This window comes from Arcicella rosea, from assembly GCF_014204325.1.
In the GTDB taxonomy this organism is placed as follows: Bacteria; Bacteroidota; Bacteroidia; order Cytophagales; family Spirosomataceae; genus Arcicella; species Arcicella rosea_A.
Window position 1 is genome coordinate 57,010 of record NZ_JACHKT010000005.1, and the last position, 12,880, is coordinate 69,889.

13 protein-coding genes are annotated in these 12,880 nt (G+C 33.8%); 7 read left to right on the forward strand and 6 right to left on the reverse strand.

The genetic code is table 11. The features are described 5' to 3' along the window. Nucleotides 1-169: 169 nt before the first annotated feature. Nucleotides 170-1,195 (reverse strand): SDR family NAD(P)-dependent oxidoreductase, encoded by a 1,026-nt coding sequence (locus HNP25_RS04940; RefSeq protein WP_310587156.1) that lies wholly within the window; start codon nucleotides 1,193-1,195, stop codon nucleotides 170-172. Nucleotides 1,196-1,272: 77 nt separating this feature from the next. Between HNP25_RS04940 and HNP25_RS04945 the strand changes: the two genes are divergently transcribed. The 5 genes from HNP25_RS04945 (at nucleotide 1,273) to HNP25_RS04965 (ending at nucleotide 4,820) form a co-directional block, all read left to right on the forward strand. Then, on the forward strand, nucleotides 1,273-2,208 hold the full coding sequence (locus tag HNP25_RS04945) for a Ppx/GppA phosphatase family protein (RefSeq protein WP_310587157.1): 936 nt from the start codon (nucleotides 1,273-1,275) through the stop codon (nucleotides 2,206-2,208). 261 nt (nucleotides 2,209-2,469) lie between these two features. Further along, complete coding sequence (locus tag HNP25_RS04950) at nucleotides 2,470-3,165, forward strand: MotA/TolQ/ExbB proton channel family protein (protein ID WP_184131185.1); 696 nt, start codon at nucleotides 2,470-2,472, stop codon at nucleotides 3,163-3,165. Nucleotides 3,166-3,219: 54 nt separating this feature from the next. Continuing rightward, nucleotides 3,220-3,618, forward strand: coding sequence for an ExbD/TolR family protein (locus tag HNP25_RS04955; protein ID WP_184131188.1), 399 nt, complete (start codon nucleotides 3,220-3,222; stop codon nucleotides 3,616-3,618). A 39-nt stretch (nucleotides 3,619-3,657) separates the two neighbouring features. Beyond that, nucleotides 3,658-4,161 (forward strand): DUF421 domain-containing protein, encoded by a 504-nt coding sequence (locus HNP25_RS04960; RefSeq protein ID WP_184131191.1) that lies wholly within the window; start codon nucleotides 3,658-3,660, stop codon nucleotides 4,159-4,161. Beyond that, nucleotides 4,158-4,820, forward strand: a complete 663-nt coding sequence (locus tag HNP25_RS04965; RefSeq protein WP_184131194.1) for an MgtC/SapB family protein — start codon at nucleotides 4,158-4,160, stop codon at nucleotides 4,818-4,820. Before HNP25_RS04960 ends, HNP25_RS04965 begins: the two co-directional genes overlap by 4 nt. A 78-nt stretch (nucleotides 4,821-4,898) precedes the next feature. Here the strand turns inward: HNP25_RS04965 and HNP25_RS04970 are convergent, their stop codons facing one another. Beyond that, a complete protein-coding gene (locus HNP25_RS04970) occupies nucleotides 4,899-6,212 on the reverse strand; it encodes a gluconate:H+ symporter (RefSeq protein ID WP_184131197.1) in 1,314 nt (437 codons plus the stop codon). Nucleotides 6,213-6,576: 364 nt separating this feature from the next. On the opposite strand from HNP25_RS04970, the gene rpsU reads away from it, so the two are divergent. Then, the gene (gene rpsU, locus HNP25_RS04975) at nucleotides 6,577-6,771 is read left to right on the forward strand and encodes a 30S ribosomal protein S21 (protein WP_184131554.1); all 195 of its coding nucleotides are present in this window, start codon (nucleotides 6,577-6,579) and stop codon (nucleotides 6,769-6,771) included. Nucleotides 6,772-6,961: 190 nt separating this feature from the next. Further along, nucleotides 6,962-7,846, forward strand: coding sequence for a tyrosine-type recombinase/integrase (locus HNP25_RS04980; RefSeq protein WP_184131200.1), 885 nt, complete (start codon nucleotides 6,962-6,964; stop codon nucleotides 7,844-7,846). A gap of 49 nt (nucleotides 7,847-7,895) precedes the next feature. Here HNP25_RS04980 and HNP25_RS04985 read toward each other — a convergent pair whose 3' ends face one another. From HNP25_RS04985 to HNP25_RS05000, 4 genes are all read right to left on the reverse strand, one after another. Next, complete coding sequence (locus tag HNP25_RS04985; protein ID WP_184131203.1) at nucleotides 7,896-9,431, reverse strand: P-loop NTPase family protein; 1,536 nt, start codon at nucleotides 9,429-9,431, stop codon at nucleotides 7,896-7,898. A gap of 30 nt (nucleotides 9,432-9,461) precedes the next feature. Next, nucleotides 9,462-9,767 carry a hypothetical protein gene (locus tag HNP25_RS04990; protein WP_184131206.1) on the reverse strand — a complete coding sequence of 102 codons (306 nt, stop codon included), beginning with the start codon at nucleotides 9,765-9,767 and terminating at the stop codon, nucleotides 9,462-9,464. 161 nt (nucleotides 9,768-9,928) lie between these two features. After that, a complete protein-coding gene (locus HNP25_RS04995) occupies nucleotides 9,929-11,047 on the reverse strand; it encodes a vWA domain-containing protein (protein ID WP_184131209.1) in 1,119 nt (372 codons plus the stop codon). 185 nt (nucleotides 11,048-11,232) lie between these two features. Further along, complete coding sequence (locus tag HNP25_RS05000) at nucleotides 11,233-12,738, reverse strand: choice-of-anchor I family protein (RefSeq protein ID WP_184131212.1); 1,506 nt, start codon at nucleotides 12,736-12,738, stop codon at nucleotides 11,233-11,235. Nucleotides 12,739-12,880: the final 142 nt, after the last annotated feature.

A 12,880-nucleotide genomic window follows, 5' to 3' on the forward strand; every position in this document is an offset into this window, starting at 1 on the left:
AGGGGGTGAGGTGATGTTTATCAGTGGCTGGAAAAATATTTATCATTAGGAAATGATATAACATTTTATACTTTGCCAGATTGTCTTATTGCTAAGATAATAAAAAAACTTTTAATTTACCAAAATCAGTAAGTAACATTAGATGCTATATTGCATTTTTCTAAGAGGATTACTGCTTATTTGTGTACTTTACGTTTAAATGGTTACAAATTCGATTCAATGTTTCATCCAAGTCCTTAAATTTCATACCCAAAGATTTTTTTATTTTTTCATTAGGATAATAAAAATGATGACTTGATGATAGCACAGTTTCTTTGGTAATTAAAGGGGCATTGCCAGTTAAAAAACTTTTAAGTGCTTCTAGTCGCCAAATAATGGCTGTTAAAAATTTACTTATTAACTTTCTTGGTGGTTTTTTATTGAGCAATTGGGCTACTTTCTCAAAAAAATCTTTGAAAGAAATATGTCCACTGTTTACGATAAACCTTTCACCAGAAATGTCTGAGGTCGTCAATTGAAAAATACTCTCAGCTACATCGTGGACATCTACGTAATTTAAAGTGCCTTGCGGATAGAAAAGATGTTCTTCATTGGCATATTTGAATAATTGTGTACTGCTTTTTGTCCAATCGGCTTCGCCCAGTATCAATGATGGATTGACTATTACCGAGGCTAATCCTTCAGAAACACCTCGCCAAATTTCCATTTCAGCTAAGTATTTAGATTTAGCGTAATTTGAATTAAGCGGACTTTCTTCCCAAGTTGATTTTTCATCAATTGATATGATTGATTCTGCTTTTGCATCTACAGGAATTTTGCGTCCTAAAGCTGCAACAGAACTCACAAAGCAAATTTTCTTTACTCCATGTGTTAAGCAACTATTCACAATATTTGCTGTGCCTTCAATATTGGTTTTAAACATAAGATTACGGTCTTTTGGTGCAAAAGAAACAATTGCCGCCGCATGAACCACTAAATCAATGTCTTTCATCAATTCATCCAAAAACATTACGTCTAAAATATCACCTTCTTTCCAAGTGATTTTACTGGTAATGTCTTTGACCAATGATAAGTCGCTCGTATTTCTTTTTAAGCCAATTACTTGATAGCCAGCTTCTAAGAAGCGTTTAGCTACAAAACTTCCCACCAAGCCAGTAATGCCAGTGATTAGGATATTTTTAGGTTCTTGAATCACAATAATTTTAACATAGAAACATTCACGTACATTTGCATTGACAAAGGTAAATCCAAAACATCAGAATCAATTATAAAGTGATAAAGAAAGCGTTTATAGATTTAGGTACAAATACTTTTCAGCTACTTATTGTAGCCCAAGAAGGTAACACTTACCAAAAAATACATGAAGATAGTTATGCAGCTAAAATTGGTTTAGGAGGTATTTCTTCAGGAATTATTACTCAAGAAGGAATTGAAAGAGCCGTTTTGGCTCTAAAATACTTTCAAGAAAAGTTAAGTCAAGAAAAAGTAAGTACTGAGAATATTTTTGCCACAGCAACAAGTGCGGTAAGAAATGCCAAAAACGGAAATGCTTTCTGTGAGGAAATTTTTAAACAAACAGGCATTTTAATTAAAGTGATTTCTGGAGAAGAAGAAGCTACATTGATTTATGAAGGAGTAAAACTAGGAATGCCAATTGGAAATGATACTTCTTTAATCATTGATATTGGTGGAGGTTCTGTTGAATTTATCATTTGTAATCAGGAAAGGGTTTTTTGGAAACAAAGTTTTGAAATTGGCGGACAACGTTTGATGGATAAATTCATGAATTCAGACCCTATTTCTCCTCGCTCGGTTCAATCATTGAAAGATTATTTAGAAGAACAATTATTGCCTTTAACAAATGCTGTGCATCAATATGCACCAATTTGTGTCATTGGTTCTGCTGGCTCTTTTGAAACCTTGATTGATCTTTACTTTATGAAAACCTATGGGCAATTACCACCTATAGAACAGGTTTCATTTGAATTACCCATTGCCGAATTTTATGATTCATTCTTAAAAATTGTTTCTAGGAATCATGAAGAACGAATGGCTTTGGCTGGAATGATAGCACTTCGTGTAGATATGATTGTAGTTGGTGTTTGTTTGATTGATTTTGTGCTGAAGCGATATGATATTCATCAAATAAAAGTATCAAACTTTGCGTTAAAGGAGGGTGTCTTGAGCAAGCAACTCTCGTTGAATTGATTTTAATGGTAAATTTTCTGGTTAAAATTTATCCCAAAATACAATCACATAATGTTTTAATACTCAGATTTTTAAGTTTTTGTGAGCAATTACACAACCAAGAATTTTCAGATAAGGCATATCACATAAGTCATTTTTTTTCGTTAAACTTGTTAAAAATTAATTAATCTCCAACATTTTTTTTAAACGACTCAAGCCCAAATTTTAAACTTGACTCTTCGTAATCCGTAAAAAGCTATGCAGATTTTTCAAAGTATCCTATTGCAAACTAACGTTATTTCTCCTGATTCTGTGGCTACTTCTGTAGCTAATGGAGTAACTAAAGCTGATCAAGAAATGAATATTTTGAACCTCTTAGAAAAAGGAGGTTGGGTAATGATTCCAATTTTTGTATTGTTTTTTATTGCCTTGTTTTTATTTTTAGAAAGATATTTTTATATCCGCAAAACAGCCAGACTTGATAATAATTTTCTTTTTTCCATCCGAGAAATGCTCTATGCTGGAAATGTTCAAGGTGCAGTGGCATATTGCAAGAACGCACAATTCCCGATTGCTAGATTATTAGAAAAAGGATTAAACCGTTTGGGTTCGCCGATTCGTGATATTGAAACTGCGATTGAAAATACAGCGAGAGTAGAGATTTATAACATGGAAAAAAACCTTAGTTTTCTTTCTGCCATTGCTAAAATCGCACCGATGTTTGGTTTCTTAGGGACTGTTTCTGGGATGATTCGTACTTTTCATAATATTTCTGTAGCCAACAAAATTGACATTAGTACGATTGCAAGTGGTATTTATGAAAAAATGGTTACTTCGGCTACTGGTTTAATGGTTGGTATTATTGCTTACTTTTTCTATACTATTCTAACTACGATGATTGACCGTGCCGTGAATAAAATGGAAGTAACAGCAATTGACTTCTTGGATATTTTGCATAAACCAGCATCATCTAAATAATTTTTAATGGCTGATTGCTGATATAAAGCATTCATTCTTCATTGTTGAAAAAATATGAATATAAGAAAACGTACTCGTGAACAATCGGAAGTTGAGACTGGTGCATTAGCGGATATACTCTTTTTCTTGATGATGTTCTTCTTGATGATTTCAACCTTGGCTAGTCCAGATGCTATAAAGTTGTTATTACCAGAATCATCAACTGCCCAACAAACGGCAACTAAAGAGAATATTAGATTAACCGTTGATGAAAACAATAATTACTTCGTTGATGATAATCCTGTTCCTTTTGAAGAACTAGAAGTATATCTTGGTGAAGAAGCTAAAAAGAAAGGTTCGGAAACTGTAATTTTAAGAATTGCAAAAGATAGAACCGTACAAGATTTGACCAAAATCCATGACATCGTTGCTCGTTTGAATTTAGGAATGGTTATGGCAACCGATAAATTGTAGAGAATAAATTGAAAGCTTGTCGTTATGAATAATTAACTAATGGATTACTTTATTATATCTCTTAAATCAATAGCCGTTTACGTGTTTATCGTAGCGGCTATTCGTTTGTTTGGCAAAAAGGAATTATCTCAATTATCAGTGATTGATTTAGTTTTTATTCTCTTGATTTCAAATGCTGTGCAGAACGCAATGGTTGGCGATAATACTTCTCTTATCGGAGGTTTTGCTGCAGCTGGAGGTTTATTTGCGATGAATTTTGTCTTGAAAAAAATCATGTTTAGTAACCAAACCATCAGTAAAATTATTCAAGGCGAGCCTTTGATGTTGGTGTATCAAGGGAAAATTAAGGAGCAAGCTTTACAAAAATCTGGACTTTCTTTAGAAGAATTGAATGCTGCTATTCGTGAACATGGTGTAGAAAGTATCGAAAAGGTTGATTTAGCAGTGTTGGAAGTGGACGGAAATATTAGTGTTTTGTCCAATAATTATGTACATAAAACATCTCAAAAAAGAAAAATTCATAAAGCACTAACCCAAAAATGAGTGATTTAGAAATACTGTTTAATCACATTTTTTATAATGATGATTTCTTGAAAATCTTAGCATCTACGGTTGTAGGAGCTTTGATTGGTTTAGAACGTGAGTACAGAAGCAAATCTGCGGGTTTGCGAACTTTTACGTTGATTTCAGTGGGCTGTACTATTTTTACAATTTTATCTGAAAAGATGGGAATTGCTGTTTCTCCCGACCGTATTTCGGCTAATGTGGTTACTGGAATTGGATTTTTGGGTGCTGGAGTAATCTTTAGAACGGATGATAAAGTAAAAGGGCTTACCACTGCAACAATTATTTGGGTTACTGCTTCTTTAGGAATGGCAATTGGCGATGGACATATTTTGCTTTCTTTTCTTGGAACTAGCGTTGTATATATAGTTTTAGGGCTTTTTGTAAAACTTGAAGTAATCATGGGAAAGTATGGTCGTACCCATAATTACCGAATTGTCTGTGAATATAGTCCTGATTGCTTCAAGAGATTAGAAATGATTTTTGAGCAATGTAACTTGACTGCCAAAAGAGAAAAACAAATTATTAATAATAATGTATTGACAAGTAATTGGTCTGTTAGAGGGCGTTCCTCCAAGCATGATAAATTGGTGAAGAAATTAATGGCTGATAATTCGATAAAAGAATTAGAGTTTTAATAATGAGGATACTTTTCTGCTGAAATATAAAAAACACTGGTGTTGATAAAGTTCTCACTAACACCAGTATTGATATGATTAAATCACGGCATCCAGAATCAGCACACCGACTAATCCTACCACAGCTACGATACTTTCCATCATCGACCAAGACTTAATGGTATTTTTGATACTTAGGTTGAAATACTCTTTAAATAACCAAAAACCAGGGTCGTTTACATGCGAGAACATCAAGCTTCCTACACCAATTGATAAAACCATTAAGTTTGGATTTACTCCTGATTGAGCAACCAATGGAGCCATGATTCCAGCAGTCGTTAGTCCAGCTACAGTTGCAGAACCTAAACAAACTCTGATAATCGCTGCTACCAACCAACCTAAAATCAAAGGATCTAATGGTAAAGTTTTTAGGATAACTGCAATTTCATTACTTACTCCGCCATCCATCAGGATTTGTTTTAAAGCACCTGCTCCGCCTATGATTAATACAATCATTGCTACATCTTTAACGGCTTCGGTATAAATTGACATGATGGTTTTCATAGATGTTCCCATCTTAATTCCTAAAGTAAACGTTGCTACAAGTACAGAAATCAACATGACAATCGAAGGGTCAGCTACAAATACCCCAAATGACTTTAGTGATTCATTGTCTTTCCAAAATGTTGCTAAAAGTGTTGTGGATGCTAATAAAATAACTGGTAAAAGTGAAGTTAAAAAGCTATTTAAAGTACTTGGTAATTGTTCTTTAGGAAGTGTTTTACTTTGAAATGTCTCTAAAGGTTTTGAAGGAATATTTTTGAGTGTCAAAGAAAAAATTGGACCTGCAATAACGATAGTTGGAATGGCGATAATAATACCATAAACCAAGGTAAGTCCCATATCAGCATTGAACTGAGCAACTAAAGCCGCAGGAGAGGGGTGAGGAGGCAAAAATCCGTGAGCAACGGATAAAGAAGCCAACATTGGTAAGCCGATGTAAACCGCAGGTAATTTATATTGATTCACTACGGAAAATATCAGAGGAATCATTAACACAAAACCTACATTATAAAAAAGTGGAATACCGATGATAAATCCCGTACAAACTAAGCCCCATTGGATGTATTTTTCACCGAAAATTTTCATCATCACCGAAGCGATTTTCTGAGCAGCACCGCTTTCCGCAACAATTTTACCAAGCATAGCACCCAAGGCAATAACAATTACTAATGAACCCAACATATCGCCTACACCTTTTTGTAGGGATTTTCCAATACTGCTTAAAGGAATACCTGTTGTAATACCAGCAACGATAGAAACGATAAGAAAAGCTATAAAGGGATTGAGTTTTCCCCAAGTAATAAGTAGGACTAAAAGCCCAATACACAAGAATATAATAAATAAGGTCATAGTTTGTATTACTTGGATAAGATAAATAATAAGTTAAACCTAAATATTTGGACTGTATGATTTATCCTTTTTTGGAATAAATTTTTGAAAAATGTCTTATGCTTAATCAATAAAATCTAATTCAAAGGCATAAGAAGGTTTTGTGAAATCTCTACTTGCTATAAATTGTATTTATTTGATGAAAAATAAAAATAAAGAAAGGTGTTGCCCAGATATGTATATTTAAAAGACTAAAAAAGTGTTGAATAAACCTACAACCATTAATCAATCAGGCAATTATTGCTTAAATTACTTGACATTTAAAGAAGTAAGTTTTATCTTTGCACCTCTATTACAAAAAAAGATTTTAAACAAACAAAATAATATGCTGATTATCAATATTAAAGAAAACGAGTCAATCGACAAAGCGTTAAAAAGATTCAAGAAAAAATTTGAAAAAACTGGCGTTGTAAAGCAACTTCGTAAACGTGCGGCATTTGAAAAACCATCAATTGGCCGTCGTACTGAAATCATTCGTGCGTCATACAAACAAAGAATGTACGGTAACGAAGAAGCATAGTTCATAGATTGATTTTTTTTAAATAACAGAAGTATTTTGTTATCAATTTAATCGTGAATTAAGCCGATAACCGTCAGCATCATAAAAAACGTCTGAATAAACATCGTTTGTTCAGACGTTTTTGTTTTTAGTAGCTTTGTTGTAAATTATGAGTATTAAGCCTCTCAATTTGTAAAATCTCAAGAATTCAATGCCAGAAATTATCGATTTCTTTATCAAATATATTCAATTTGAAAAGCGAAGTAGTGAACATACTGTTACGGCTTATCGTTCTGATATGAAGCAGTTTACAGAGTATTTGGTGAAATCGTATGAATTTGAACATCCACAATTAGCAGATTTTCAGATGATTCGTTCGTGGATTGTATCCCTAGTTGAAATGGAAGTAGAAAATCGTTCTATTAACCGTAAAATTGCTACGCTCAGAACTTTTTATAAGTTTTTACTCAGAAAAAAAATCATAGAAAAAGACCCAATGTTTAAGGTTTCTGCGATGAAAACTCAGAAAACCATTCCTTCTTTTGTGCGTGAAACGGAATTAGATACGTTGCTGGATGATGTGGAATTTACACAAGATTTTATGGGGGTACGTGATAAATTGGTTTTAGAATTGCTTTATGGCACAGGAATGCGTCTTTCTGAAATGATTGAATTGAAAGAAAGTGATATTGATTTTTATAGTAGGACGCTTACTGTTTTAGGAAAACGCAATAAACAGAGAATTATTCCAATCAATCAGCAGTTGGTTAATTTGATTCAAGCTTATCAAGCTTATAAAAATACTGAAAATTTAGGGAATGAATACTTGATTATTACAGATAAAGGAGAGAAAAGTTATCCAGTTTTGATCCAAAGAATTACCAAAAAATACTTATCCTTGGTAACCACATTGACTAAAAAATCACCTCATATTTTACGACATTCTTATGCTACGCATTTGTTAAATAATGGAGCAGATTTGAATGCCATTAAGGATTTATTAGGTCATGCGTCGCTTTCAGCAACTCAAGTTTATACGCATAATTCTATGGAAAAGATTAAGAAAATTTACGAACAGGCACATCCGAAGGCATAAATTAAAAAGAGCTTGACAATTTTATTTTGTCAAGCTCTTTTTTTAATACTTACTTATAATCTTCTTCGTCATCATCAAATTTGAATTTATCCAAATCGAAGAGTGAGTCTGTTAAATCTTTAAATTGAAGTCCTTTTTCAAGGTTCTTTTTAGAAATGATAGAGAATTCTGAAAGCCCGTGCAAGACAAATTCCATCATAAATAATTTTTCTCTTCCTTGAATGGCTGGATATACTTTTTCAATTAAATCGTCCAAACCTTCAATGGTTCTTAAACGTGCAGAGTACTCGCTGTCGGAACAATCATTTAAAATGTCCATCACATTGCCATCCATAAACCAGTCGATAATTGGTTTATAAGGATTTTTACCTGCTTTGTCTTTAGCTACTTTCTTGATTTTTTCTGGGTCTGGGAAAAAATTCAAGAACTGAGCTCTGATGGCTTTTCCAACCAAATTCTGAGCAACAATTACTGGCCCTTCTACTTCGCCTTCATAAACCAATTCAACTTTGCCGCATACAGCAGGAATTACGCCAATTAAATCGGCAACACGCACATAAGTTTTGTCTTCACCGTTAATTAATGCACGTCTTTCGGCAGAAGAAATTAGATTTTCATAAGCAGAAATCGTCATACGAGCAGAAACCCCAGATTTTGCATCAACAAATTCAGACGAACGAGCTTCAATCGCAATTTGCTCAATCAAATCATCCATGATATGATTAGTCGTTACCATTTCTTCTTGCTCGCCTTTGAGTTTTGCTTCTTGTAAAGTAATTTTTTTACCGATTTCTAAAGTTTTCGGATAGTGCGTTACAATTTGTGAATCAATACGGTCTTTCAAAGGCGTTACGATTGAACCACGATTGGTATAATCTTCTGGATTGGCAGTAAAAACAAATTGCAAATCTAAAGGCAAACGAATCTTGAAACCACGAATTTGTATGTCTCCTTCTTGCAAAATATTAAACAATGAAACCTGAATACGTGCTTGTAAGTCGGGCAATTCGTTAATCACAAAAATACAACGATGCGAGCGTGGAATCAATCCAAAATGTACTACTCTTTCATCTGAATAAGGCAAGCGAAGCGTTGCTGCTTTAATTGGGTCGGCATCGCCAATCAAATCGGCTACTGAAACGTCTGGCGTTGCTAATTTTTCAGTATAACGGTCGCTGCGGTGCATCCAAGTAACGGGCGTTAAATCGCCATGTTCTTCGATTAAATCTTTCGCAAAACGAGAGAGTGGTTGCATCGGGTCATCATTCAACTCAGAACCTTTTACTACAGGAATATACTCATCTAATAAATTCACCATCAAACGGGCAATACGAGTTTTCGCTTGTCCTCGTAAACCCAATAAATTGATATGATGTTGAGAAAGTATTGCTCTTTCAATATCTGGAATTACGGTGTCTTCGTAGCCCCAAATACCTTCAAAAACGTTCTCTTTATTTTTAATTTTTACAATTAAATTATCTCTTAATTCATCTTTAATGGATTTTGGTTGATAACCTGAGGCTTTTAATTGACCGAGTGTGTGGATGTTTAAAAGAGCTGTTGAATCGATTTTTTTGTATGACATTATGCTATTATATCTTATGAAAAATGAGATTTATTTTAAATGTGAAAGATTCTTCTTGTTCAAACTGGCAGAACCATAACTTCGGTTGGCAATAAAACCCATAACATCTCTATTTTGTATATTTTGCCCTTTCATTTTTAATTTGAGTACTTCTGAATATGCTTCTGATGTTTCAGCATAATTTTCGTCATCATAAGATTTGGCTACAAACAAATCTCTTGAAAAAGCCTCGCCTTGTGCTCTGTATGGTGAAATTTTTGCAATTGCTTCGTGGTCGATACACTGTAAGTAGGCTTCATGCTTGTCAGCAGCTATATAAATCGGTCTTAAATTCATGATTTCTGAAATTTTTGGGGTTTAAAGATGGTTTGGTAATTTGAAAATTTGAAAATGCTTAATTTTATCAATTATCAAATTTTTGTCTGATTTGCTTTTTACTTGATAGACATATGTCAAGAAAAAATCTCAAATCTCACAGCTGTCAGCTCACAGCTAAATTACCTCACACCTTTCTTTCTGTTTTTTTCATAATCCTCAAAAATGAACTCACCGAGTCCTTTTAATGAAGAATAATACGCTCGTCCGTTATTTATCTTGGTGAATTCTTGTACAAATTCTTTCAGATATTGGTCACGAGCAATCATAAAAGTTGTTACTGGAATTTTTAAACGACGACATTGTGCCGCCAAGGTTAATGTTTTGTTGAGAATTTTTTTATCTAAACCAAATGAGTTTTTATAATAACGAATACCTTCTTTCAAGCAAGTTGGTTTGCCGTCGGTGATCATAAAAATCTGTTTGTTTTTGTTTTTTCGTCTTCTTAATAAATCCATTGCCAATTCTAAACCAGCAACAGTGTTGGTATGATATGGTCCAACTTCTAAGTAGGGCAAATCTCGTACTTGTATTTGCCAAGCATCGTTTCCGAAAACAATTACGTCTAAAGTATCTTTCGGATACTTTGTCATGATTAATTCAGCCATTGCCATCGCTACTTTTTTGGCAGGTGTAATTCTATCTTCACCATAAAGAATCATCGAATGTGAAATATCAATCATCAAAACAGTTGAAGTTTGTGCTTTGTACTCTTTGTCAACGATTTCTAAATCGTTTTCAGTCAGCATAAAGTTTTCAACGCCATTATTGATTTGTGCATTTCTGATGGATTCTGTCATCGCAATTTGATCCATCGCATCACCAAATTGAAACTCTCTTCTATCGGTATTGTTTTCGTCGCCAGTTCCTTGGTAAGGCGTTCTATGATTTCCGTTTGAACCTGTTTTCTTTAATTTACCGAAAATCTCATCCAAAGATTGTTTTCTAATACTTTGCTCGCCTTTAGAAGTAAGTATTTGTTCTTGTTCGCCTTCTTCGTTTTTTTCTTCTTTGATATAGCCTTTGGCTTTTAAGTCTTCGATGAAGTCAGCGATTCCATAAGATTCGTCTGTAAGATTATATTGTTTGTCTAAAGAAGTCAACCATGTTAATGCTTCGGAAACATTACCTGCCGTCATGGTTACTAATTGATTAAAAATATCTAAAAGCTGGTCGAATTTGGCTTTTTTGCCGTCTTCGGTTTCCTGTGGGATATATTCTGAAAAACGATAGCCAAGCATATTTGATTTTGGATTGATGAGTATTATTTCTGCAATTTTTTTCGCATAATATAAACATAAAACAAAAAGTTTGTTGAATGGGTTTAAAACTGAACGATAAATAATTAAAACAAAGCAAAAAATCCATACAATTAGTCTTCACTAAAAGTATGGATTTCAAGAAAATATTTAGAGACTCAGTGAATTTATAGGGTATTTGGCTTGTAAACCTTGATTACACCATCATTTTCGCTGCTTACAACCAACAAACTTTTTTGTGTTGGACTATTTTTCGCAGGAATAAATAAAACGCCTTCTGGTGCATCACCACATTTTAAAATTTGTAAGAAAACAGGATTTGTTGGGATTGTTACATCATAAACAGCTACTGCATCTACTCTTTCCATTCCTACAAAAGCTACTTTTTTATTGCCTACAGTACCAATTGTGATTCCTTCTGGTTCTATAGATTTATCATCACTTCTTGTATCGTCATACAGACTTGCTGCAATTACTTTTGTATCCAATTCATTTTTACTATCAAATACCAAAGCTCCGTCGTTTCCATTCCAAACACTGAAAGAACGTGCGCCCAATGAATAAAGGAAATCATAATCTCCATCTCCATCAGTATCTCCCAATGTTGTTGTAACATTTAATCTTCCAGCTTTTTCAGCTTTAATAAAATCTGTAGCATTTGGGAAAGCTGTGGCATCTAATTTCAAAGCACTTACTCTTTTAATTTCTGCAAAAGCATCATATTCTCTAGCATCACCTTCGTTGGCAGTAAATAAGTAAGGAATTCCTGCGTGTTGTATAAAAGCAATGGCATCAGGTTGATACATTCCTTTTACTCTCCATTTGCCTAACGCAACTGCGTTATCTCTGTCGCTAATATCAACAGTATTACCATCAACATCATAATCTTTAAAACCAAGTGGTAGGATAGAAGTAATCGTTTTGGTTTCTAGATTTAATTTTGCAATGGCATTATTTTCTTGCAACGTAACCCAAGCAGTTTTTGAATCGTCAGAAACTGCAATGTACTCTGGTTCAATATCTTTGGCAAAAGTAGCGTTTAATCCAAAAATTCTTAATCCTTTTGCCATTAAAGCCGTTTGTTGAGTCGCAAAACCAGCGAAATCAATTGTTGTAACAGCATAATTATTATTAACTGCAATGATAGAAATTGAACCTACAGGGTCATTTGTGTAAGTTGCATTGGGTTCACCTTCGTTGGCTGTAAGAATTAAATTACCATCTGGCGAATAAGTAATCATATCTGGCAATGCACCCACTGTAATTACTTTTACTTCTTTATAATCTGAAGTATTGAAAACGGCAACTTTGCCATTTGCTTGTTTATCTGAAGCTTCGATAGCTGCGGCAACTTTACCGTTTGAAACGGCAACGCTATTTACAGCTCCACCATAAGGTGTCATGCTAATAGAACCAATCACTTTCATGTTGCTTGGGTCAGCGAAATCGATAACATCAATTTTATTCACTGTACTATTGTTTACTACAAATAAACGTTTTGTTTGTGGGTCGTATGCTGAAATCTCAGCAGCACCAACATCTCCAATATCGATACTTCCGATTTCTGCAAATGTTGCAGCATCTTCATTCACGAAAAACTCTTCTTCGTTTTTATCGCAGCTCAACAATAGGGATGATAGTAAGAGGGAAAGGGCTAGTAATGTTTTTTTCATTTCTTTTTTTACTGCAAAACTATGTTAGAGAAAAAAGAAGCTTGTTAACAGATGGTTAATTATGGGTTAATTTATCTCATTATTACTCCGTATTTCACATGATTTTAATCAGTTTTGTGCATTCATGTTGGTTTTAAATGAT

Coding starts and splice junctions, on each gene's coding strand:
- HNP25_RS04970 (WP_184131197.1), bottom strand. CDS start 6,212: ATGACCTTATTTATTATATTCTTGTGTATTGGGCTTTTAGTCCTACTT.
- HNP25_RS04990 (WP_184131206.1), bottom strand. CDS start 9,767: ATGAATTTAAGACCGATTTATATAGCTGCTGACAAGCATGAAGCCTAC.
- HNP25_RS04985 (WP_184131203.1), bottom strand. CDS start 9,431: ATGTCATACAAAAAAATCGATTCAACAGCTCTTTTAAACATCCACACA.
- rpsU (WP_184131554.1), top strand. CDS start 6,577: ATGCTGATTATCAATATTAAAGAAAACGAGTCAATCGACAAAGCGTTA.
- HNP25_RS05000 (WP_184131212.1), bottom strand. CDS start 12,738: ATGAAAAAAACATTACTAGCCCTTTCCCTCTTACTATCATCCCTATTG.
- HNP25_RS04980 (WP_184131200.1), top strand. CDS start 6,962: ATGCCAGAAATTATCGATTTCTTTATCAAATATATTCAATTTGAAAAG.
- HNP25_RS04960 (WP_184131191.1), top strand. CDS start 3,658: ATGGATTACTTTATTATATCTCTTAAATCAATAGCCGTTTACGTGTTT.
- HNP25_RS04965 (WP_184131194.1), top strand. CDS start 4,158: ATGAGTGATTTAGAAATACTGTTTAATCACATTTTTTATAATGATGAT.
- HNP25_RS04955 (WP_184131188.1), top strand. CDS start 3,220: ATGAATATAAGAAAACGTACTCGTGAACAATCGGAAGTTGAGACTGGT.
- HNP25_RS04995 (WP_184131209.1), bottom strand. CDS start 11,047: ATGCTTGGCTATCGTTTTTCAGAATATATCCCACAGGAAACCGAAGAC.